Origin of the sequence: Citrobacter sp. Cf125 (assembly GCF_030333935.1) — a bacterium.
GTDB classification, from domain to species: domain Bacteria; phylum Pseudomonadota; class Gammaproteobacteria; order Enterobacterales; family Enterobacteriaceae; genus Citrobacter; species Citrobacter freundii.
This window is the reverse complement of sequence record NZ_JAOWEY010000023.1, coordinates 747,782-769,186: the sequence shown is the minus strand read 5'-3', so window position 1 is coordinate 769,186 and position 21,405 is coordinate 747,782. Positions and strand designations below refer to the sequence as shown.

18 protein-coding genes are annotated in these 21,405 nt (G+C 53.1%); 12 read left to right on the top strand and 6 right to left on the bottom strand.

The genetic code is table 11. The annotated features are described in order from the left end of the window. Window positions 1-6: 6 nt before the first annotated feature. The 4 genes from accB to acuI all read right to left on the bottom strand — a co-directional run bounded on the left by accB (window position 7) and on the right by acuI (window position 3,568). Window positions 7-477: an acetyl-CoA carboxylase biotin carboxyl carrier protein gene (gene accB, locus OGV89_RS14155; protein WP_003025210.1), complete on the bottom strand. Its 471-nt coding sequence runs from the start codon at window positions 475-477 to the stop codon at window positions 7-9. Window positions 478-869: 392 nt separating this feature from the next. Beyond that, on the bottom strand, window positions 870-1,469 hold the full coding sequence (msrQ, locus tag OGV89_RS14150) for a protein-methionine-sulfoxide reductase heme-binding subunit MsrQ (RefSeq protein WP_003839882.1): 600 nt from the start codon (window positions 1,467-1,469) through the stop codon (window positions 870-872). After that, on the bottom strand, window positions 1,470-2,474 hold the full coding sequence (msrP, locus tag OGV89_RS14145) for a protein-methionine-sulfoxide reductase catalytic subunit MsrP (RefSeq protein WP_044701347.1): 1,005 nt from the start codon (window positions 2,472-2,474) through the stop codon (window positions 1,470-1,472). Window positions 2,475-2,593: 119 nt separating this feature from the next. Continuing rightward, the gene (gene acuI / locus OGV89_RS14140; RefSeq protein WP_286558846.1) at window positions 2,594-3,568 is read right to left on the bottom strand and encodes an acrylyl-CoA reductase (NADPH); all 975 of its coding nucleotides are present in this window, start codon (window positions 3,566-3,568) and stop codon (window positions 2,594-2,596) included. Between the two features lie 225 nt (window positions 3,569-3,793). Between acuI and csrD the strand changes: the two genes are divergently transcribed. The 8 genes from csrD (at window position 3,794) to tldD (ending at window position 16,256) form a co-directional block, all read left to right on the top strand. Beyond that, window positions 3,794-5,734 (top strand): RNase E specificity factor CsrD, encoded by a 1,941-nt coding sequence (csrD, locus tag OGV89_RS14135; protein WP_016151068.1) that lies wholly within the window; start codon window positions 3,794-3,796, stop codon window positions 5,732-5,734. A 306-nt stretch (window positions 5,735-6,040) separates the two neighbouring features. Beyond that, window positions 6,041-7,084 carry a rod shape-determining protein MreB gene (mreB, locus tag OGV89_RS14130; RefSeq protein ID WP_000913396.1) on the top strand — a complete coding sequence of 348 codons (1,044 nt, stop codon included), beginning with the start codon at window positions 6,041-6,043 and terminating at the stop codon, window positions 7,082-7,084. 66 nt (window positions 7,085-7,150) lie between these two features. Beyond that, window positions 7,151-8,173, top strand: coding sequence for a rod shape-determining protein MreC (gene mreC / locus OGV89_RS14125; RefSeq protein WP_003844819.1), 1,023 nt, complete (start codon window positions 7,151-7,153; stop codon window positions 8,171-8,173). After that, entirely contained in the window at window positions 8,174-8,662 is a 489-nt protein-coding gene (gene mreD, locus OGV89_RS14120) for a rod shape-determining protein MreD (RefSeq protein WP_003025196.1), read from the top strand. It abuts the gene before it with no gap. A 7-nt stretch (window positions 8,663-8,669) separates the two neighbouring features. Further along, complete coding sequence (locus tag OGV89_RS14115; protein ID WP_003839891.1) at window positions 8,670-9,263, top strand: Maf family protein; 594 nt, start codon at window positions 8,670-8,672, stop codon at window positions 9,261-9,263. Continuing rightward, window positions 9,253-10,722 (top strand): ribonuclease G, encoded by a 1,470-nt coding sequence (rng, locus tag OGV89_RS14110; RefSeq protein ID WP_003025190.1) that lies wholly within the window; start codon window positions 9,253-9,255, stop codon window positions 10,720-10,722. Before OGV89_RS14115 ends, rng begins: the two co-directional genes overlap by 11 nt. Window positions 10,723-10,833: 111 nt before the next feature. Continuing rightward, window positions 10,834-14,649, top strand: coding sequence for an AsmA2 domain-containing protein YhdP (gene yhdP, locus OGV89_RS14105; RefSeq protein ID WP_286558844.1), 3,816 nt, complete (start codon window positions 10,834-10,836; stop codon window positions 14,647-14,649). Window positions 14,650-14,810: 161 nt separating this feature from the next. Then, complete coding sequence (tldD, locus tag OGV89_RS14100) at window positions 14,811-16,256, top strand: metalloprotease TldD (RefSeq protein ID WP_003025183.1); 1,446 nt, start codon at window positions 14,811-14,813, stop codon at window positions 16,254-16,256. Window positions 16,257-16,342: 86 nt separating this feature from the next. Here tldD and aaeR read toward each other — a convergent pair whose 3' ends face one another. Beyond that, window positions 16,343-17,272 carry an HTH-type transcriptional activator AaeR gene (gene aaeR / locus OGV89_RS14095; RefSeq protein ID WP_003839896.1) on the bottom strand — a complete coding sequence of 310 codons (930 nt, stop codon included), beginning with the start codon at window positions 17,270-17,272 and terminating at the stop codon, window positions 16,343-16,345. Between the two features lie 184 nt (window positions 17,273-17,456). On the opposite strand from aaeR, the gene aaeX reads away from it, so the two are divergent. The 4 genes from aaeX (at window position 17,457) to OGV89_RS14075 (ending at window position 20,971) form a co-directional block, all read left to right on the top strand. Then, window positions 17,457-17,660, top strand: a complete 204-nt coding sequence (aaeX, locus tag OGV89_RS14090; RefSeq protein ID WP_003025177.1) for a p-hydroxybenzoic acid efflux pump operon protein AaeX — start codon at window positions 17,457-17,459, stop codon at window positions 17,658-17,660. A gap of 7 nt (window positions 17,661-17,667) precedes the next feature. Then, entirely contained in the window at window positions 17,668-18,600 is a 933-nt protein-coding gene (gene aaeA / locus OGV89_RS14085) for a p-hydroxybenzoic acid efflux pump subunit AaeA (protein WP_003025174.1), read from the top strand. A 5-nt stretch (window positions 18,601-18,605) separates the two neighbouring features. Then, complete coding sequence (aaeB, locus tag OGV89_RS14080) at window positions 18,606-20,573, top strand: p-hydroxybenzoic acid efflux pump subunit AaeB (RefSeq protein WP_003025171.1); 1,968 nt, start codon at window positions 18,606-18,608, stop codon at window positions 20,571-20,573. Between the two features lie 119 nt (window positions 20,574-20,692). Next, window positions 20,693-20,971, top strand: coding sequence for a barstar family protein (locus OGV89_RS14075; protein ID WP_003025168.1), 279 nt, complete (start codon window positions 20,693-20,695; stop codon window positions 20,969-20,971). A 57-nt stretch (window positions 20,972-21,028) separates the two neighbouring features. On the opposite strand, the gene yhcN is transcribed toward OGV89_RS14075, so the two are convergent. Beyond that, entirely contained in the window at window positions 21,029-21,295 is a 267-nt protein-coding gene (gene yhcN, locus OGV89_RS14070; RefSeq protein ID WP_003025165.1) for a peroxide/acid stress response protein YhcN, read from the bottom strand. Between the last annotated feature and the right edge of the window lie 110 nt (window positions 21,296-21,405).

Genomic DNA, 21,405 nt, shown 5'->3' with positions numbered 1-21,405 from the left:
GCCTCGTTATTCGATGACGACCAGCGGCTCGTCAAATTCTACCGGTTGACCGCTTTCTACCAGAATCGCTTTAACTACGCCGGATTTGTCGGCTTCGATCTGGTTCATCATTTTCATGGCTTCAACGATGCACAGGGTATCGCCCGCATTCACTTTCTGGCCGATTTCGATGAACGCTTTCGCATCCGGGCTCGGGGTGCGGTAGAACGTACCAACCATTGGGGAGCGTACGATGTGACCACTGATTTCCGCTGCTGCCGGAGCTTCCATACTTGGAGAGGCAGTTTGTGCGACAGCGTTAGACAGAGCTGGCTGCTGCATCACCGGTGCAGCATAAGCCTGTTGCATCATCGGAAAACTTGCAGCTGGCGCTGCACGGCTGATGCGTACAGATTCTTCGCCTTCAGAAATTTCCAGTTCGGAGATGCCTGATTCTTCAACCAGCTCGATCAGTTTTTTAATCTTACGAATATCCATGAGTGGGTTCCGTACTCTTTGTTTAGTGAGATTGTGACAAGCGTTTTACCGCCGTCTGTATAGCATTTTTATAACAGTGAGTGACAAGATGCCACGCATCTCAGGCGCTGCACTGGGTGCTGCTGCCATTAAATGAGATTGCCAGACTTGTTAGTCATTGTGCGGCTATCTTCTGCCATTTTCGGGTAAAAGACAAAATATACCTTCAATATGCGATTGTCACCCTTTCAGCGCTTTAAAAACGCTACCGGGGATAGCAAAGTCGCACATTATAACTATTTCGTAGCAATTGGCAGCTAAATACTGGTCTTATCAGGGAAGATAATCAACCGTTAACATGTAAAGAAAATCGGATCGTCCGTGTTTTGCAACGCACTGCACATAACGTGAAACTACCGCCACCACTGGCGAAACTTCTTGTAACGGCACGCTAACAGCACCGCCGCGAGCGCTGCATAAATAATCGGTTGAGGGGAGATAATTTTTACCGACCACAAATAATGTATGGGTGCCAGGATCGCCACAAGATAGACGAAGTTGTGCAGATACTGCCATTTTTTACCCAGCATTCTCTGTGCAGCTTGCGTAGACGTTAAGGTGAGGGCGAATAATATGACCCAGCTAGCAACGCCCAATGTTAAATAAGGTCGCGTAAGTAATTCCCGCCCTAATAACGCCAGATTATTAATGCCCAGCTCCAGTAGTGCGTAGCTGGTTAAATGCAGCGTTGCCCAGGCGAAACACCATAGCCCTAACAGACGACGTGTGCGTATCAATAATGGCTGTTTAGCGTAGCGCGTGAGTGGAGAGACCAGCAAGGTCGCCAGCAAGAATTTCAGAGCTGTCCTACCGGTAAAGTGCTGGATATCTTTGACCGGATCGGCGCTCAGGCCGCCGTGATTTACCGCCCAAAATAGCCAGACAAACGGCAATAAACCGGCAAGATGCAGGCAAACTTTCAGCCCGATAATGTGCTTTGCGGTCAGACGCACTTAAAAATTCTCCTGCAAATTGAGTCCGCGATACAGTGATGCAACCTCTTCGGCATAGCCGTTAAACATCAGCGTGGGCTGACGCTGTACGTCCAGGATACCGCCTGCGCCAATAAAACGCTCAGTGGCCTGGGACCAGCGGGGGTGATCGACATGCGGATTCACGTTGGCATAAAATCCGTATTCATTGGGCGCGGCCAGATTCCAGGTTGTCGGAGGGCGTTCGCGCGTGAGTTTGATACTCACGATCGACTTAATGCCTTTAAATCCATATTTCCACGGCACAATTAAGCGAATGGGCGCGCCATTTTGTGGCGGAAGGGCCTTACCATAAACCCCCACAGTAAGCAGTGTGAGTGGGTGCATTGCTTCATCCAGACGCAGTCCTTCAACATAGGGATATTTTAGCCCGCCGCCAATAAAGCGATCTTTCTGTCCCGGCATATCATCCGGTGCGTACAGCGTTTCGAACGCGACATACTTTGCGTTGCTGGTGGGTTCAACCTGCGCCAGCAGTTTATGTAACGGAAAGCCGATCCACGGCACGACCATTGACCAGGCTTCCACGCAGCGCATCCGATAAATCCGTTCTTCCAGCGGGAAACGGGCGGTCAGCGAATCGTGATCGAGGGTGAGTGGTTTTGCCACCTCGCCACTGATTTGCAACGTCCACGGATCGGTTTTCAGGCTGCCTGCATTGGCTGCCGGATCCGCTTTATCGAGACCGAACTCGTAGAAGTTGTTGTAGCCAGAAACCTTATCCGCAGGCGTTAAAGGAAGTGAATTTTGCCAGGCGGAGGGCTTACTGAAATCAAGCGGCTTACCTGCAGGTGCGGGCGGGCGATCGTTGCCCTTAAACCAGCTCAGAAGATCGGCCTGTGCAGAGAGGGGCAAAGACAAGGCGGCAGCGCTGATCCCTAATGCTTTTAGTACCTGGCGACGCTGCATAAAAAAAGCCGACTCATCAGTGACGTCGGCTTCTGTAAATGGACGTAATTTCTTCATAACAGACTCCCGGCTTACGCGTCATAACTGACAGGGGACGCGTAGTTAATATGGCAGGGAGTCTGTAGATGTGCCGCGAAATTTGGTTAATTAAGTGTAAATTTCTGCGCCAGGGCCTGTTACTTCACCTTCACCAGCGTACGGCCTTGCACCTGGTTATTGATGATGGCATCGGCGAGCTTCGGCGCATCCGCCAGCGTAATTTCTGTTGCCGCCTGAGCATAGAACGATTCCGGCAGATCCTTAACCAGACGCGCCCAGGCCTCTGCACGGCGTGCCGGCGGGGTCATCACCGAGTCCACTCCTTGCAAACGAACGTTACGCAGAATGAATGGCATCACCGTGGTCGGCAGAGCGAAACCACCCGCCAGGCCGCAGGCGGCAACGCAGCCACCGTAGTTCATCTGCGCCAGAACTTTTGCCAGAACTTTGTCGCCAACGGTATCCACCGCGCCAGCCCACAGCTGTTTTTCCAGCGGACGAGACTCGGCAAACTCATCGCGGCCAAGAATACGGTTAGCGCCCAGGCTTTTCAGGTAGTCGTGGGTGCTTTCACGGCCCGAAACCGCCGCAACCTGATAACCCAGCTTATGCAGTAACGCAACGGCTGTGCTGCCCACGCCGCCGCTGGCGCCGGTGACGACAATTTCACCGTCTTGCGGGCGAATACCTGCATCTTCAAGCGCCATTACGCACAGCATAGCGGTAAAGCCGGCGGTACCGATGACCATGGCTTTACGCCCATCCAGTCCTTTTGGCAGCGCAACCAGCCAGTCGCCTTTCACGCGTGCGCGCTCTGCCAGTCCACCCCAATGATTTTCACCCACGCCCCAGCCGGTCAGTAACACTTCCTGACCCGCATGAAAACGGGGATCTTCGCTTGCACGCACGGTACCGGCGAAATCGATACCAGGAATCATCGGAAAATTACGAATGATTTTACCCTTGCCAGTGATAGCCAGAGCATCTTTATAGTTCAGGCTTGACCAGTGGATATCCACCGTAACATCGCCTTCAGGTAGCTGATTTTCGTCGAGGGGGTGAACGGATGCGAGGGTTTTTCCGTCCTGCTGTTCTAAGATCAAAGCCTGCATAACCTGTCCTCAATTCGTATAGTGGATTGGAAAATTATTAATGAAGACTATACTCGCTAATCAAAACATGATGCCGATTCTGCGCAATAAATTGCCAGATATACCTGATTTGGTAGTATGCCCACACTGTATGTATAAATGGACGGATTTTGCGTTCAGTTTTGCATTTTTGGGTCGCTTTATCACTTTCAGGCCTGTTTCATAACTGTCGGAGTTAACACAAGGATGCGATTAACGACGAAATTTTCAGCTTTTGTCACGCTGCTTACTGGGTTAACGATCTTCGTGACTCTGATCGGCTGTTCGCTGAGTTTCTATAACGCTATTCAATATAAGTTCACCACGCGCGTGCAGGCGGTCGCGACGGCGATTGATACGCATCTGGTCTCCAGAGATGTCGTTGCGTTAACCCCGCAAATCGATGAGCTGATGGTTTCTGTTGATATCGTGCGCATCGAACTGTTGCAGGGCGAACACGTGGTGTATGACCACTCGCGCACCAGTAGCTACCGACCGGCAGGGACGAACAATCTCTACCGCGAGATCACCGTACCGTTGGTCAAGCATCCGGGCATGTCATTGCGTCTGGTTTATCAGGATCCGATGGGTAACTATTTCCATTCGCTGCTGACCACCGCACCGCTCACGATAGCCATTGCTTTCATTATTCTGATGCTCTTTTTGTCTGTGCGCTGGCTTCAGCGCCAGCTTTCGGGTCAGGAGCTGCTGGAGATTCGTTCCACACGTATTCTGAACGGCGAACGTGGGCCGAACGTGCGGGGAACGGTCTATGAATGGCCTGCGCGCACCAGCAGTGCGCTCGATATGCTGCTGACTGAAATTCAAAATGCTCGCGAGCAACGCAGCCGCCTGGATACGCTGATTCGTTCCTATGTCGCGCAGGACACAAAAACTGGGCTAAGCAACCGCCTGTTCTTTGATAACCAACTGGCCACGCTGCTGGAAGATCAGGAAAAAGTAGGCTCGCATGGCGTCGTGATGATGGTACGCCTGCCGGACTTTACGCTGCTGCGCGATAGCTGGGGAATCACCCTCGCGGAAGAACAAATCTCGACGCTGATCAATTTGTTGTCGACTTTTATGACGCGCTATCCGGGCGCGTTGCTGGCGCGCTACCACCGTAGCGATTTTGCCATCCTGCTGCCACACCGCACGTTGAAAGAGGCGGAAAGTATTGCCGGGCAATTATTAAAAGCGGTAGATGCACTTCCGGCTAATAAAATGATCGATCGTGCCGATATGGTTCATATTGGCATTTGCGTTTGCCGCAGCGGTCAGTCGCCGGAGCAAGTGATGGATCATGCTGAAGCAGCCACGCGGAATTCGGTATTGCAGGGCGGAAATAGCTGGTCGGTCTATGATGACTCGCTGCCGGAAAAAGGTCGGGGCAACGTACGCTGGCGAACGCTGATCGAACAGATGCTCAGCCGGGGCGGGCCGAGAATTTATCAAAAGCCTGCAGTAACCCGTGAAGGGCGGGTGCACCATCGGGAGCTGATGTGCCGTATTTTTGATGGTAACGAAGAGGTCATTTCGGCGGAATATATGCCGATGGTCCTTCAATTTGGCCTGGCTGAAGAGTATGACCGTTTGCAGATAAGCCGTCTGACCCTGCTTTTGGGTTACTGGCCGCAGGAAAATCTGGCGATGCAGATAACGGTTGAATCGCTTATTCGCCCACGTTTTCAGCGCTGGCTGCGTGATACGCTGATGCAGTGCGAAAAATCATTACGCAAACGCATAATTATTGAACTTGCTGAGGCAGATGTCTGTCAACATATCAGCCGGTTACAGCCCGTTATCAGATTGATGAATGCGCTGGGCGTGCGTATTGCCGTTACGCAGGCGGGGTTAACGCTGGTGAGCACCAGTTGGATTAAAGAGCTTAACGTTGAGTTATTGAAGCTGCATCCAAGTCTGGTGAGGAACATTGATAAGCGAACGGAAAATCAGCTTCTGGTTCAAAGCCTGGTGGAGGCCTGTTCGGGAACACCCACGCAGGTTTACGCTACGGGCGTACGTTCGCGTAGTGAGTGGCATACGCTGACAGAACGCGGAGTTGCGGGTGGGCAAGGGGATTTTTTTGCTGCATCACAACCACTTGACACTAACGTGAAAAAATATTCGCAAAGATACTCGGTTTAACCTGCCGTTTAATTTGTTTTCACGTAGAATAACGCGCGCTGTGCCTTCTGGGGGTGTGCTTGCCTGCTCGCCAGGTTGTAACAGCAAACATGCAGGTGAATGACCTTTGACAGGTTGCAAACAAAAGCGAGGAGTGCTGCTGATTTATTCAGCCCTGATGGACTCAGGCCGGTTTTGTAACAAAGGAAACGAACTGCACTAATTTTCACCGTAGCAGATGATTTTTGCGCCTTGTCGCTGCTGCGTGTGGTTGGTAAAGTAAGCGGATTTTGTTTTCCGCCCCAGCTTTCAGGATTATCCCTTAGTATGTTGAAAAAATTTCGTGGCATGTTTTCCAATGACCTGTCCATTGACCTGGGTACCGCGAATACCCTTATTTATGTAAAAGGACAAGGCATCGTATTGAATGAGCCTTCTGTTGTGGCCATTCGTCAGGATCGTGCCGGTTCGCCGAAAAGCGTGGCTGCAGTAGGTCATGATGCGAAGCAGATGCTGGGTCGTACGCCGGGCAATATCGCTGCAATTCGCCCAATGAAAGACGGCGTTATCGCTGACTTCTTCGTGACTGAAAAAATGCTCCAGCACTTTATCAAGCAAGTGCACAGCAATAGCTTCATGCGCCCAAGCCCGCGCGTACTGGTGTGTGTACCGGTTGGAGCAACTCAGGTTGAACGCCGTGCGATCCGTGAATCAGCTCAGGGCGCAGGTGCTCGTGAAGTCTTCCTGATCGAAGAGCCGATGGCGGCTGCGATCGGTGCGGGTCTGCCAGTTTCTGAAGCAACCGGTTCAATGGTTGTTGACATCGGTGGTGGTACCACTGAAGTTGCCGTTATCTCCCTGAACGGCGTGGTTTACTCCTCTTCTGTTCGTATTGGCGGCGACCGCTTTGATGAAGCCATCATTAATTATGTTCGTCGTAACTACGGTTCTCTGATCGGTGAAGCGACCGCAGAACGTATTAAACACGAGATCGGTTCCGCTTATCCGGGCGACGAAGTGCGCGAAATCGAAGTTCGCGGTCGTAACCTGGCTGAAGGCGTTCCGCGCGGCTTTACCCTGAACTCCAACGAGATTCTGGAAGCCCTGCAGGAACCGCTGACCGGTATCGTTAGCGCGGTAATGGTTGCACTGGAACAGTGCCCGCCGGAACTGGCGTCTGACATCTCCGAACGCGGTATGGTGCTGACCGGTGGCGGTGCGCTGCTGCGTAACCTTGACCGTCTGTTAATGGAAGAAACCGGTATTCCAGTTGTTGTTGCTGAAGATCCGCTGACCTGCGTGGCGCGCGGCGGCGGCAAGGCGCTGGAAATGATCGACATGCACGGCGGCGACCTGTTCAGCGAAGAGTAATCGGATGCAGGTTGGGTAGCCCCCGCGGGTTGCCCTTCCGCTCTGATACGAGAATACGCATAGACTATGAAGCCAATTTTTAGCCGTGGCCCTTCGCTACAGATTCGCCTTATTCTGGCGGTGCTGGTGGCGCTCGGCGTTATTATTGCCGACAGCCGCTTGGGTACGTTTAGTCAAATCCGAACGTACATGGATACCGCCGTCAGTCCTTTCTACTTTATCTCAAATGGTCCTCGTGAATTACTTGACGGCGTGTCGCAAACGCTGGCTTCGCGTGACCAACTCGAACTTGAAAACCGGGCATTGCGTCAGGAACTGCTGCTGAAAAATAGCGAACTGCTGATGCTGGGGCAATACAAACAGGAGAACGCGCGTTTGCGTGAGCTGCTGGGATCGCCATTGCGTCAGGACGAACAAAAGATGGTGACGCAAGTCATCTCAACGGTTAATGACCCTTACAGCGATCAGGTGGTGATCGACAAAGGGAGCGTTAACGGCGTCTACGAAGGTCAGCCGGTTATTAGTGACAAAGGCGTTGTGGGTCAGGTCGTGGCGGTGGCTAAACTGACGAGCCGTGTGCTGCTGATTTGCGATGCAACGCATGCGCTGCCCATTCAGGTTCTGCGTAACGATATTCGCGTGATCGCTGCGGGTAACGGCTGCACTGACGATCTTCAGCTCGAACACCTGCCGGCCAATACCGACATTCGCGTTGGCGATGTGCTGGTCACCTCGGGTCTGGGCGGACGTTTCCCTGAAGGTTATCCGGTTGCTGTTGTTTCTTCCGTTAAGCTGGACACTCAGCGCGCTTATACCGTGATTCAGGCTCGCCCGACCGCGGGTCTGCAGCGTTTGCGCTATCTGTTGCTGTTGTGGGGTGCCGATCGTAATGGCGCGAACCCGATGACGCCGGAAGAAGTACACCGCGTTGCCAATGAACGTCTGATGCAAATGATGCCGCAAGTTCTGCCAGCACCAGATGCCATGGGGCCGCCTGCGCCAGTGCCAACTCCTGCAACAGGTGTGACTTCTGCGCCTGTGGATACCACGCCGCCACAACCTGCTCCGCGTAAGCCGGGAGGACAGTAAGTGGCAAGCTATCGTAGCCAGGGACGTTGGGTTATTTGGCTCTCGTTCCTTATTGCACTGTTGCTGCAAGTCATGCCCTGGCCGGATGACATTCTGGTTTTCCGGCCAAACTGGGTACTGCTCATCTTGTTGTATTGGATCCTGGCGCTGCCGCATCGCGTAAATGTGGGCACGGGATTTGTGGTGGGTGCCATACTGGATCTCATCAGCGGCTCCACGCTTGGCGTGCGCGCATTGTCGATGAGTATCATTGCTTATCTGGTCGCGCTGAAATTCCAGCTATTCCGAAACCTCGCGCTCTGGCAACAGGCGCTGGTGGTCATGTTGTTATCACTGGTCGTGGATATTATTGTTTTCTGGGCCGAGTTTTTAGTGATCAACGTCTCTTTCAGACCTGAAGTGTTCTGGAGTAGTGTAGTGAATGGCGTGCTTTGGCCATGGCTATTCTTACTGATGCGTAAAGTCCGTCAGCAGTTTGCGGTGCAATAAGGTTGATATGAATACTCTGTATCTTGCTTCAGGTTCTCCACGTCGTCAGGAGTTGCTCGCTCAGCTTGGTGTTACGTTTGAACGGCTGATCCCTGGGATTGAAGAACAGCGGCACCCGCAGGAAAGTGCGCAGCAGTACGTTTCCCGTCTGGCGCGCGAAAAAGCGCAGGCTGGTGTAGCGCTGGCACCGCGCGATTTGCCGGTATTGGGTGCGGATACCATCGTTATCCTTAATGGCGAAGTGCTGGAAAAACCGCACGACGCTGCCCACGCCGCAGCAATGCTGCGCAAACTGTCGGGCAAAACGCATCAAGTTATGACGGCCGTGGCACTGGCCGATTGCCAGCACAGTCTGGACTGCCTGGTAGTGACGGAAGTGACATTCAGAGCACTAACCGATGAGGACATCGCGGGTTATGTTGCCAGCGGTGAACCAATGGATAAAGCAGGTGCATACGGTATTCAAGGGTTGGGTGGCTGTTTTGTCAGGAAGATAAATGGCAGCTATCACGCCGTAGTCGGCTTACCGCTGGTAGAAACGTATGAGTTGCTGACCAATTTTAACGCACTGCGTGAGAAAAGGGATAAACATGACGGCTGAATTGTTGGTAAACGTAACGCCATCGGAAACTCGGGTGGCTTACATTGATGGCGGTATTCTGCAGGAAATTCATATTGAACGTGAGGCGCGACGCGGAATCGTAGGCAATATCTACAAAGGTCGTGTAAGTCGTGTACTTCCGGGTATGCAGGCGGCTTTTGTAGATATTGGACTGGATAAAGCCGCATTTCTTCACGCTTCTGACATCATGCCGCACACCGAATGCGTGGCGGGTGAAGAACAAAAACAGTTCACCGTACGCGACATTTCTGAACTGGTGCGCCAGGGTCAGGATCTGATGGTGCAGGTGGTAAAAGATCCTTTGGGAACGAAGGGCGCACGCCTGACGACGGACATCACGCTTCCTTCCCGTTATCTCGTTTTTATGCCGGGGGCCTCGCACGTTGGCGTATCCCAACGTATCGAAAGCGAAACGGAACGCGAACGTCTGAAAAAAGTGGTGGCGGATTACTGCGATGAGCAGGGTGGTTTCATCATTCGCACGGCGGCAGAAGGCGTATGCGAAGAGGATCTGGCCTCGGATGCTGCCTACCTGAAGCGCGTCTGGACAAAAGTCATGGAGCGTAAAAAGCGCCCGCAAACACGATACCAGATGTACGGTGAACTGGCACTGGCACAGCGCGTGTTGCGTGACTTTGCTGATGCGCAGCTTGACCGCATCCGCGTCGACTCCCGTCTGACCTATGAGGCGTTACTGGAATTTACGGCGGAATATATCCCCGAGATGACCAGCAAGCTGGAACATTACAGCGGGCGCCAGCCTATTTTTGATCTCTTTGACGTAGAGAATGAAATCCAGCGCGCGCTGGAACGCAAAGTTGAGCTGAAGTCCGGCGGTTATCTGATCATCGATCAAACTGAAGCGATGACCACCGTCGACATCAATACCGGCGCGTTTGTTGGGCATCGTAATCTCGACGACACTATCTTTAATACTAATATTGAAGCAACGCAGGCCATTGCTCGTCAGCTGCGTCTGCGTAACCTCGGCGGCATCATCATTATCGATTTTATCGACATGAATAATGAAGATCACCGTCGCCGGGTGCTGCACTCCCTGGAGCAGGCTCTGAGCAAGGATCGTGTAAAAACCAGCATTAACGGTTTTTCACAGCTGGGCCTGGTGGAGATGACGCGCAAACGCACACGTGAAAGTGTGGAACATGTATTGTGCAACGAGTGTCCAACCTGCCATGGGCGTGGTACGGTGAAAACGGTGGAAACCGTATGTTATGAAATCATGCGCGAAATCGTGCGGGTACACCATGCATATGACTCCGATCGTTTCCTGGTTTATGCCTCTCCGGCAGTGGCTGAAACCCTGAAAGGTGAAGAGTCACATGCGCTGGCGGAGGTTGAGATCTTTGTCGGCAAACAGGTCAAAGTACAAATCGAACCGCTGTATAACCAGGAGCAGTTCGACGTCGTCATGATGTAAATCGTGTAGTGGCACCCGCGCATGTAGGCCGGATAAGGCGCAAGCGCCGTCATCCGGCAATATTCACTCAAGGGGTGTGAGTCATATTTTTTGGTAGACAAGGAGAGGTGCGTGAGGCGATTGCCGGGGATATTACTGCTCACTGGAGCCGCATTCGTTGTCATCGCAGCGCTGCTGGTCAGTGGACTGCGCCTTGCGTTACCTCATCTTGATAGCTGGCGTCCAGCCATTCTTGGCAAGATTGAATCCGCTACAGGTCTACCTGTTTCCGCCAGTCAGCTTTCTGCCAGCTGGCAAAATTTCGGTCCTACGCTTGAAGCGCGTAATATCCATGCGCAGCTAAAAGATGGGGGAGAATTTTCGGTAAAACGCGTCACGCTGGCGCTGGATGTCTGGCAAAGTTTGCTGCACATGCGTTGGCAGTTTCGCGATCTCACCTTTTGGCAACTGCAGTTGCGCACCAATACTCCTATCCAGCGTAGCGAAGGCGGAGATGGAATTGAAACCGACCATCTCAGCAATCTCTTCCTGCGTCAGTTTGATCATTTCGATCTACGCGACAGTCATATCAGCTTTATAACCCTCTCAGGCCAACGTGCTGAACTGGCGATCCCACAGCTTACCTGGCTGAACAATAAAAATCGGCATCGCGCCGAGGGTCAGGTCAGCCTCTCCAGCCTGACCGGACAGCACGGCGTTATGCAGGTGAGGATGGATCTGCGCGACGATAATGGGCTATTGAATAATGGTCGGGTCTGGTTGCAGGCAGACGACATTGACGTCAAACCGTGGTTGGGCAAATGGATGCAGGACAATGTCGCGCTACAAACCGCGCGTTTTAGCCTGGAAGCATGGATGACGATCAGCAAAGGCGTCGTTTCTGGTGGCGATGTCTGGCTGAAAAAAGGTGGAGCAAGTTGGCTGGGTGAAAATCGTACGCACACGCTCTCCGTCGATAATCTGACGGCGCACATCAGCCGTGAAGAGGCGGGCTGGCAATTCTCTATTCCCGATACTCGTATTACCATGGATGATAAACCCTGGCCGAGCGGCGCATTAACGCTGGCCTGGATCCCTGAGCAGGAAGTCGGTGGTGAGAATAACAAGCGCAGCGACGAGCTTCGCATTCGTGCCAGCAATCTGGATCTGGCCGGATTAGAAGGTCTGCGCCCGATGGCGTCCCGGTTATCGCCTGCGCTGGGTGATATTTGGCGCGCCACGCAGCCGAGCGGCAAAATAGATGTGCTGGCGCTGGATATCCCGTTACAGGCGACAGAAAAAACCCGCATCCTGTCATCGTGGACCAATCTGGCCTGGAAACAGTGGAAGTTGTTACCGGGGGCTGAGCATTTCTCCGGTACGCTTGCGGGCAGTGTTGAAAATGGGGCGCTCACCGCCTCCATGAAGCAAGCCAAAATGCCGTATGAAACTGTCTTCCGCGCGCCGCTGGAAATAGAGAATGGCGTGGCGACGCTAAGCTGGCTGAAAAATGATAAAGGTTTTCAGTTAGATGGGCGCAACATCGATGTTAAAGCGAAAGCGGTACGCGCGCGCGGTGGTTTTCGCTATCTGCAGCCCACTGGAGATGAACCGTGGTTAGGCATTCTGGCTGGCATTAGCACCGACGACGGCTCTCAGGCCTGGCGCTATTTCCCGGAAAACTTGATGGGCAAAGAGCTGGTTGACTACCTCAGCGGCGCTATTCAGGGCGGCGAAGCGGATAACGCCACGCTGGTGTATGGCGGTAACCCACATCTGTTCCCGTATCTGCACAACGAAGGGCAATTTCAGGTTCTGGTGCCGCTACGTAAGGCGAAATTTGCTTTCCAGCCCGACTGGCCTGCGCTAACCGATCTCAATATTGAACTTAACTTCATTAACGATGGTCTGTGGATGAAGACGGATAGCGTCAATTTAGGCGGCGTGAAGGCCAGTAACCTGACGGCTAATATTCCCGACTATGCTAAAGAAAAACTGCTGATTGATGCCGATATCAACGGGCCGGGCAAGGCGGTCGGACCTTATTTTGATGAGACGCCGTTGAAGGACTCCCTCGGCGCCACGCTTGAGCAGTTGCAGATTGATGGCGATGTGAATGCTCGCTTACATCTGGATATTCCGCTAGACGGCTCGCTGGTTACCGCCAAAGGCGATGTCAACCTGCGTAATAACAGCCTGTTTATTAAACCGCTCGACAGCACGCTGAAGAATTTGAATGGTAAATTCAGCTTTATCAACGGCGATCTGAAGAGCGAGCCGATGACGGCGAACTGGTTTAATCAGCCGCTGAACGTCGACTTCTCCACCACCGAAGGGGCGAAAGCCTATCAGGTAGCCGTGAACCTGCAAGGCGACTGGCAGCCAACCCGCATGGGGATTTTACCGGCGCAGGTCAACGATGCCTTAAGCGGCAGCATGGCGTGGAATGGCAAGGTGGGTATCGATCTTCCGTATCATGCCGGACCGACCTACGACATTGAGCTAAAAGGCGACCTGAAGAATGTAAGTAGTCACTTACCTGCTCCGCTGAATAAGGCAGCCGGTGAGGCGTTACCGGTGAACGTTAAGGCCAACGGCAATCTGCGCAGTTTTGAACTGACCGGCAACGCGGGCAGTAAGAACCACTTTAACAGCCGCTGGTTGCTGAATCAGAAACTGACGCTTGACCGCGCAATCTGGACGTCGGAAAGTCGCACCGTGCCCGCGTTACCCGATCAGCAAGGCATTGAGCTTAACCTTCCCCCTATGGATGGCGCGCAATGGCTGGCGTTGTTCCAGAAAGGCGCAGCAGATAACGTTGGCACCAACGCCAACTTCCCGCAGCGCATCACGGTGCGTACGCCATCGTTATCCCTGGGCGGTCAGCAGTGGAATAACTTGAGTATCGTGTCTGAGCCTGCGAGCAATGGCTCCATCGTGCAGGCGCAGGGACGTGAAATTAATGCCACGCTGGCTATGCGCAATAATGCGCCGTGGCTGGCCAATATTAAGTATCTTTATTACAACCCCAGCGCGGCGAAAGCGTCGCCGACGAAAGCACCACTGAATAGTACTCCAGCCTCGCCGTTTTCCGCCGTGGACAACGTCAGCTTCCGCGGCTGGCCGGATGTTCAGTTACGCTGTGCCGAGTGCTGGATGTGGGGACAGAAATATGGGCGTATTGATGCCGATGTGGCGATTAAAGGCGACACGCTAACGCTGAGTAACGGTCTGTTGGATACAGGCTTTGCCAGACTGGCCACCGATGGCGTGTGGGTGAACGCGCCGGGCAAAGAACGAACGTCACTGAAGGGTAAACTGAGCGGCAGTAAAATTGACTCCGCTGCCAGTTTCTTTGGCGTATCGACCCCGATTCGTAACTCTTCGTTCAACGTGGAGTATGACCTGCACTGGCGTAACCCGCCATGGGATCCAGATGAAGCTTCGCTGAATGGGATTTTGCGTACCCGGTTGGGCAAAGGTGAGCTTACTGAACTCAGCACCGGACATGCGGGACAACTATTGCGACTGCTGAGCTTTGATGCGTTGCTGCGTAAACTGCGTTTTGATTTTAGCGATACTTTCAGCGAAGGTTTCTATTTCGACTCGATTCGCAGCACGGCCTGGATCAAAGATGGCGTGATGCATACCGATGACACGCTGGTGGACGGTCTGGAGGCAGACATTGCGATGAAAGGCTCGGTGAACCTGGTGCGCCGGGAGCTGGATATGGAAGCCATTGTCGCGCCGGAAATTTCTGCCACCGTAGGCGTTGCCGCTGCGTTTGCTGTCAATCCAATTGTCGGCGCGGCGGTGTTTGCTGCCAGTAAGGTTCTGGGACCATTGTGGAGCAAAGTGTCGATTTTGCGTTATCGCATCACCGGTCCGGTCGATAAGCCGCAGATTAACGAAGTTCTGCGTCAGCCGCGCAAAGAAAGCCAGCAATAATTTGACGGGGGCGAGTAATTGCCCCAATCTCAACATAGATCCTCTACCGCAGTCCGTAGGCCGGATAAGGCGTTCACGCCGCCATCCGGCATTGAAGTGCCTGATGGCGACGCTGGCGCGTTTTATCAGGCCTACAACAGTAACTAATGAGTAGCAAAACGATGAGTCTGAACCTGGTAAGTGAACAATTGCTAGCGGCAAATGGCCTGAAACATCAGGATCTGTTTGCCATCCTGGGCCAACTGGCCGAACGCCGTCTTGATTACGGCGATCTCTATTTTCAGTCGAGCTATCACGAATCCTGGGTTTTAGAAGACCGCATCATTAAAGATGGTTCTTACAATATCGATCAGGGCGTTGGCGTGCGCGCCATCAGCGGCGAAAAAACAGGGTTTGCCTATGCAGACCAGATTAGCCTGCTGGCGCTGGAGCAGAGTGCTCATGCTGCCCGTACTATCGTGCGTGACAGCGGTGACGGCAAAGTAAAAACGCTGGGAGCTGTAGAGCATCAGGCGCTTTACACCTCGGTTGATCCTCTGCAGAGCATGAGCCGCGAAGAGAAACTGGATATTCTGCGCCGCGTAGACAGCGTGGCGCGTGCCGCCGACAAGCGCGTCCAGGAAGTAACCGCCAGCCTGACCGGTGTTTATGAACTGATCCTGGTAGCAGCGACCGACGGTACGCTGGCCGCTGACGTTCGCCCGCTGGTACGCCTGTCCGTAAGCGTACAGGTGGAAGAGGACGGTAAGCGCGAGCGCGGCGCCAGCGGTGGCGGCGGTCGTTTTGGCTATGACTATTTCCTGGGCGATCTTGATGGTGAAGTTCGTGCTGACGCATGGGCGAAAGAAGCCGTACGCATGGCGTTGGTTAATCTCTCTGCGGTAGCTGCGCCTGCTGGTACGCTGCCAGTAGTACTCGGCGCTGGCTGGCCTGGCGTTCTGCTGCATGAAGCGGTCGGTCATGGTCTGGAAGGCGACTTTAACCGCCGTGGTACCTCGGTATTCAGCGGTCACATGGGGGAGCTGGTAGCGTCAGAACTGTGCACCGTGGTGGATGACGGCACAATGGCGGACCGTCGTGGCTCTGTGGCTATTGATGATGAAGGCACGCCGGGTCAGTACAACGTGCTGATCGAAAACGGTATTCTGAAAGGCTACATGCAGGACAAACTGAATGCGCGCCTGATGGGCGTTGCGCCAACGGGTAACGGTCGCCGCGAATCTTACGCGCACCTGCCGATGCCACGTATGACCAACACCTATATGCTGCCGGGGAAATCTACGCCGCAGGAAATCATCGAATCCGTTGAATACGGTATTTATGCGCCTAACTTCGGCGGCGGCCAGGTGGATATCACCTCCGGGAAATTTGTGTTCTCTACGTCTGAAGCATATCTGATTGAAAACGGTAAAGTCACCAAACCGGTGAAAGGCGCGACGTTGATTGGCTCTGGTATCGAAGCGATGCAGCAGATTTCGATGGTGGGTAACGACCTGAAACTGGATAACGGGGTTGGCGTGTGCGGTAAAGAAGGGCAGAGCCTGCCGGTGGGCGTGGGCCAGCCGACGCTGAAGGTGGATAACCTGACCGTGGGTGGCACCGCATAACATCATGATGTATGCCCGATGAGCACCAGTGCCATCGGGCATCTTTCCGGATGCGGCGTCAATGCCTTATCCGGCCTACACTTTTTTTATTTCTCTTTTCCCCGACCGTACATTCCCTGAAACAGCTGCGCTACATCGACAAAATAGTCTGTCAGATAGTTAATCACCACCTGCACCTTGAGCGGCAATTTGTCTTTTTCGGTATACAGCGCATAGACCGGACGCGGATCCGACTGGTAGCGGGGAAGCAGAATCTCCACTTCGCCACGATTGATCTCATTGATCACCCACATCAGCGGTACATAGGCAATGCCCGCACCTGCGGCCAGCCAGCGCACCAATGTCATCGGATCGTTAGTCACAAAACGACCCTCTGGGATCAGGCGGGTGGAAATTCCTTCCGGAGCGATAAGCTCGAATTCATTATCCGGGCGTACGCTGTATTCCAGCCACGAGTGGTTGCTGAGATCGGCAGGTTTCTCCGGGGTGCCAAACTGTGCGAGATAGCTTTTCGCCGCGCAGACCACCATCGGCATAGCCCCCAAACGGCGTGAAAACAGGCTGGAGTCCTGCAACGCGCCGACGCGGATAACCACGTCCAAACCATCAGCGATTAAATCCGGGGCCGGGATGCCGGTCACCAGATTTACCGTCAATCCCGGATACTCTTTCAGCATCGTGGCGGTTAATCCGGCGAGGACATTTTGTGCCATAGTTGAAGAACAGCCAATGCGCAGAGTGCCGATGGGCGTGTTGTTAAAGGCATAGAGTTGCTCGTGAACATCCTGCGCTTCGTGCAGCATTCTCCGGCAGCCCTGATAATAAATTTTACCGGCTTCAGTTAGCCCAATGCTACGCGTGCTGCGGTTTAGCAGCTTGACCTGTAGCTCATCTTCCAGTTTTGAGACCGTCTGGCTTATCGATGAAACGCTCATTTGTAGCTGTCTTGCGGCGGCGGTGAAGGAGCCCATTTCGACAACTTTGGCGAACACCGACATACGTTTTAATCGTTCCATTGTTCACTCTGGCTTAAAAGTGATTTAGATCACATAATATAGATAACAGCATAACAGTTACGTTAATATATTATTATTCAAATAACGGCTATGTCGCTCTCGCCTGGCTCATCCTTGCCCTTCTCTGCGGTGACATACGCTAGAAAATCTATCATCTGCACTCTCTTACGTTACCAAGGTCAACATGAGTCTGTTTCCCGTTATCGTGGTGTTTGGTCTGTCCTTCCCACCGATTTTTTTCGAATTACTTTTGTCACTGGCGATTTTCTGGCTGGTGCGCCGGGTGCTTGTTCCGACTGGCATCTATGATTTTGTCTGGCATCCGGCTCTGTTTAACACCGCGCTGTATTGCTGTCTGTTCTATTTAATAACGCGCCTGTTCGTTTGAGGTTGAAGTGAAAACACTAACAAGAAAACTCTCCCGCACGGCCATTACCGTGATACTGGTCATTCTGGCCTTCATCGCTATTTTCCGCGCATGGGTGTTCTACACCGAGTCGCCATGGACGCGTGATGCGCGTTTCAGCGCTGATGTCGTCGCGATTGCGCCGGATGTTGCGGGCCTTATTACCAACGTTAACATCCATGATAACCAACTGGTGAAAAAGGATCAGATCCTGTTCACTATCGACCAGCCACGCTATAAGAAAGCCCTCGAGCAGGCCGAAGCTGACGTGGCCTATTATCAGGTACTGGCGCAGGAAAAACGCCAGGAGGCCGGTCGTCGTAACCGATTGGGCGTGCAGGCTATGTCTCGTGAAGAGATTGACCAATCAAACAACGTCCTGCAAACCGTATTACACCAGCTTGCGAAGGCGCAAGCGACCCGCGATCTGGCGAAATTAGATCTGGAACGTACCGTTATTCGCGCGCCAGCAGACGGCTGGGTGACTAACCTGAACGTCTATAGCGGCGAATTTATCACGCGCGGTTCCACGGCGGTGGCGTTGGTCAAACAGCATTCTTTCTATGTGCTGGCGTATATGGAAGAAACCAAACTGGAAGGCGTCCGCCCTGGGTATCGCGCTGAAATCACCCCGCTTGGCAGTAATAATGTACTGAAGGGCACGGTTGATAGTGTGGCGGCTGGCGTAACGAATGCCAGCAGCACGCGGGACGCCAAGGGTATGGCGACCATTGACTCCAATCTTGAATGGGTGCGTCTGGCGCAGCGTGTGCCGGTGCGAATTCGTCTTGATGAGCAGCAGGGAACCTTGTGGCCTGCCGGGACGACGGCGACCGTCGTCATTACCGGCAAGCAGGATCGCGATGCCAGCCAGGAATCTTTCTTCCGTAAAATGGCGCACCGCCTGCGCGAGTTTGGTTAATCGCGATGGGTATTTTCTCCATTGCCAACCAGCATATCCGCTTTGCGGTTAAACTGGCCTGCGCGATTGTACTGGCGCTGTTCGTTGGCTTTCACTTCCAGCTTGAGACCCCGCGCTGGGCGGTGCTGACCGCGGCCATTGTGGCGGCAGGTCCGGCCTTTGCCGCTGGCGGAGAACCTTATTCAGGTGCTATCCGCTATCGAGGCATGTTGCGTATTGTCGGGACATTTATCGGCTGTATTGCAGCCCTGATCATTATCATCAGCATGATCCGCGCCCCGCTATTGATGATCCTGGTGTGTTGTATCTGGGCCGGTTTTTGTACCTGGATCTCGTCGTTAGTGAAGATTGAAAACTCTTATGCCTGGGGGCTTTCAGGCTATACGGCGCTGATCATCGTCATTACTATCCAGGCTGAACCGCTGCTGACGCCGCAATTTGCGCTCGAACGCTGTAGTGAAATTGTGATGGGTATTGTCTGTGCTATTGTTGCCGACCTGCTCTTTTCGCCCCGTTCGGTGAAACAGGAGATTGATGTCGAACTGGATAGCCTGCTGGTGGCGCAATATCAGCTTATGCAGCTGTGCATTAAGCATGGCGACAGTGAAGAAGTAGACAAAGCCTGGGGAGATTTAGTCCGGCGTACGGCGGCGCTGGAAGGGATGCGTAGTAACCTGAATATGGAGTCCTCGCGCTGGGTACGGGCTAACCGCAGACTCAAGGCATTGAATACGCTGTCGCTTACGCTTATCACACAATCCTGCGAAACCTATCTTATTCAGAACACCCGACCAGAACTGATCACCGATACCTTCCGCGAGTTGTTCGATACGCCGGTTGAAACGGTACAGGATGTCCATAAACAGCTGAAGAGGATGCGTCGGGTGATTGCATGGACCGGTGAACGTGATACACCTGTCACAATTTACACCTGGGCCGGGGCGGCAACGCGCTATCTGTTACTTAAACGTGGAGTTGTCAGCAACACCAAAATTAGCGCTATCGAAGAAGAGATCCTGCAAGGTGAACCGGTGGTGAAAGTGGAATCTGCCGAGCGTCACCATGCGATGGTTAACTTTTGGCGCACCACGCTTTCTTGTGTGCTGGGAACCTTATTCTGGCTGTGGACCGGCTGGACATCCGGCAGCGGCGCAATGGTGATGATTGCGGTCGTCACCTCGCTGGCAATGCGTTTGCCCAACCCGCGCATGGTGGCGATAGACTTTATCTACGGTACGTTGGCGGCGTTACCGCTCGGGGCACTCTATTTCCTGGTGATTATCCCTAATACGCAGCAAAGCATGTTGTTGCTGTGCCTGAGCCTGGCAGTGCTGGGATTCTTTCTGGGGATTGAAGTACAGAAACGACGGCTGGGTTCGATGGGGGCGCTGGCCAGCACCATTAATATCATCGTGCTGGATAACCCGATGACCTTCCACTTTAGCCAGTTCCTTGACAGTGCGCTGGGGCAGATTGTTGGCTGCATGTTGGCGTTTATCGTCATTCTGCTGGTGCGTGATAACTCTCGTGACAGAACGGGTCGTGTGTTGCTCAACCAGTTTGTCTCGGCGGCGGTTTCAGCGATGACCACCAACGTGGTACGTCGTAAAGAAAACCACCTCCCGGCGCTTTATCAGCAGCTGTTTTTGCTGATGAACAAATTTCCGGGCGACCTGGCGAAGTTTCGCCTGGCGCTGACCATGATCATCGCACACCAGCGCCTGCGCGATGCGCCGGTACCGGTGAACGAGGATTTATCCGCATTCCACCGCCAGCTTCGCCGCACTGCCGATCGCGTGATTTCCGCAGGAAATGACGACAAGCGTCGACGCTATTTTAGCCAGTTGCTGGAAGAGCTTGAGATCTATCAGGAGAAATTAATCATCTGGCAAGCACCACCGCAGGTGACCGAGCCGGTAAAACGACTCAGTGGGATGTTGCACAAATACCAGCATGCGCTGGTCAGTAATTAAGAGTTGAAAACCGACGCTAAAAGCGTCGGTTTTTTTATGGCTATACTTACCTGAAAATGCGAGAGACCCCTACATATTGGCGGTCTGTAGAGTGGCTGGCGTCGGGATGGTGGCTATAGATGAATATCTATACATTTGATTTTGACGAGATAGAAGACCAGGGTGATTTCTATCGTGAGTTTACGCGCACGTTCGGTCTCGCCAGGGAGAAGGTGGTTGATTTAGATTCTCTGTGGGAGGTGGTTATCGGGGAAGTTTTACCGTTGCCGCTGGAGATTGAATTTGTCCATTTACCGGACAAGCTGCGCAGGCGATACGGCGCGCTGATTTTACTGTTCGATGAAGCGGAAGAAGAGCTGGAAGGGCAGTTGCGTTTTAACGTTCGTCACTCAATGTAAGACATAAAAAAGCCCCCGGCAGGCGGGGGCAAGTCGTCGGACTTAGACGACGAGGGTTTATTTGTACAGTTCTGCAGTAGCGTGCCAGTGAGCACCTTCACGGAGTTCGGTGACGCGATAGCTGCTGGCGCCTGCTTTTTCAGCCTTAGCGGCGATGGCCTGACGCATGTCCATTGGTGAACTACCGATCTGAGATACGGAGATGCTACCCATAGATTGCAGATTCTGTGCTTCTTGTGAGTTCACCTGAGTAACCGCGGCGCTTGCACCGAAGGAGAGAACAGAAAGAAGGCTTAAGGTTGCAATAGTAGTTTTGATTTTCATGATATTTACCTCGTCGAATTCTTTTATAGGGGTCTGCGTTTCGTGACCCTCATCACAAAATCAAGTATACACTAATAACCTTATAAATTAATACCGCGCTAATTGTTTCT

What these genes read in the sequence shown, in the direction of transcription:
- OGV89_RS14075 (WP_003025168.1), top strand. Translation starts at nt 20,693, where the DNA reads ATGAATATCTATACATTTGATTTTGACGAGATAGAAGACCAGGGTGAT.
- aaeR (WP_003839896.1), bottom strand. Translation starts at nt 17,272, where the DNA reads ATGGAACGATTAAAACGTATGTCGGTGTTCGCCAAAGTTGTCGAAATG.
- acuI (WP_286558846.1), bottom strand. Translation starts at nt 3,568, where the DNA reads ATGCAGGCTTTGATCTTAGAACAGCAGGACGGAAAAACCCTCGCATCC.
- mreB (WP_000913396.1), top strand. Translation starts at nt 6,041, where the DNA reads ATGTTGAAAAAATTTCGTGGCATGTTTTCCAATGACCTGTCCATTGAC.
- rng (WP_003025190.1), top strand. Translation starts at nt 9,253, where the DNA reads ATGACGGCTGAATTGTTGGTAAACGTAACGCCATCGGAAACTCGGGTG.
- csrD (WP_016151068.1), top strand. Translation starts at nt 3,794, where the DNA reads ATGCGATTAACGACGAAATTTTCAGCTTTTGTCACGCTGCTTACTGGG.
- aaeB (WP_003025171.1), top strand. Translation starts at nt 18,606, where the DNA reads ATGGGTATTTTCTCCATTGCCAACCAGCATATCCGCTTTGCGGTTAAA.
- msrP (WP_044701347.1), bottom strand. Translation starts at nt 2,474, where the DNA reads ATGAAGAAATTACGTCCATTTACAGAAGCCGACGTCACTGATGAGTCG.
- OGV89_RS14115 (WP_003839891.1), top strand. Translation starts at nt 8,670, where the DNA reads ATGAATACTCTGTATCTTGCTTCAGGTTCTCCACGTCGTCAGGAGTTG.
- tldD (WP_003025183.1), top strand. Translation starts at nt 14,811, where the DNA reads ATGAGTCTGAACCTGGTAAGTGAACAATTGCTAGCGGCAAATGGCCTG.
- mreC (WP_003844819.1), top strand. Translation starts at nt 7,151, where the DNA reads ATGAAGCCAATTTTTAGCCGTGGCCCTTCGCTACAGATTCGCCTTATT.
- accB (WP_003025210.1), bottom strand. Translation starts at nt 477, where the DNA reads ATGGATATTCGTAAGATTAAAAAACTGATCGAGCTGGTTGAAGAATCA.
- aaeX (WP_003025177.1), top strand. Translation starts at nt 17,457, where the DNA reads ATGAGTCTGTTTCCCGTTATCGTGGTGTTTGGTCTGTCCTTCCCACCG.
- yhcN (WP_003025165.1), bottom strand. Translation starts at nt 21,295, where the DNA reads ATGAAAATCAAAACTACTATTGCAACCTTAAGCCTTCTTTCTGTTCTC.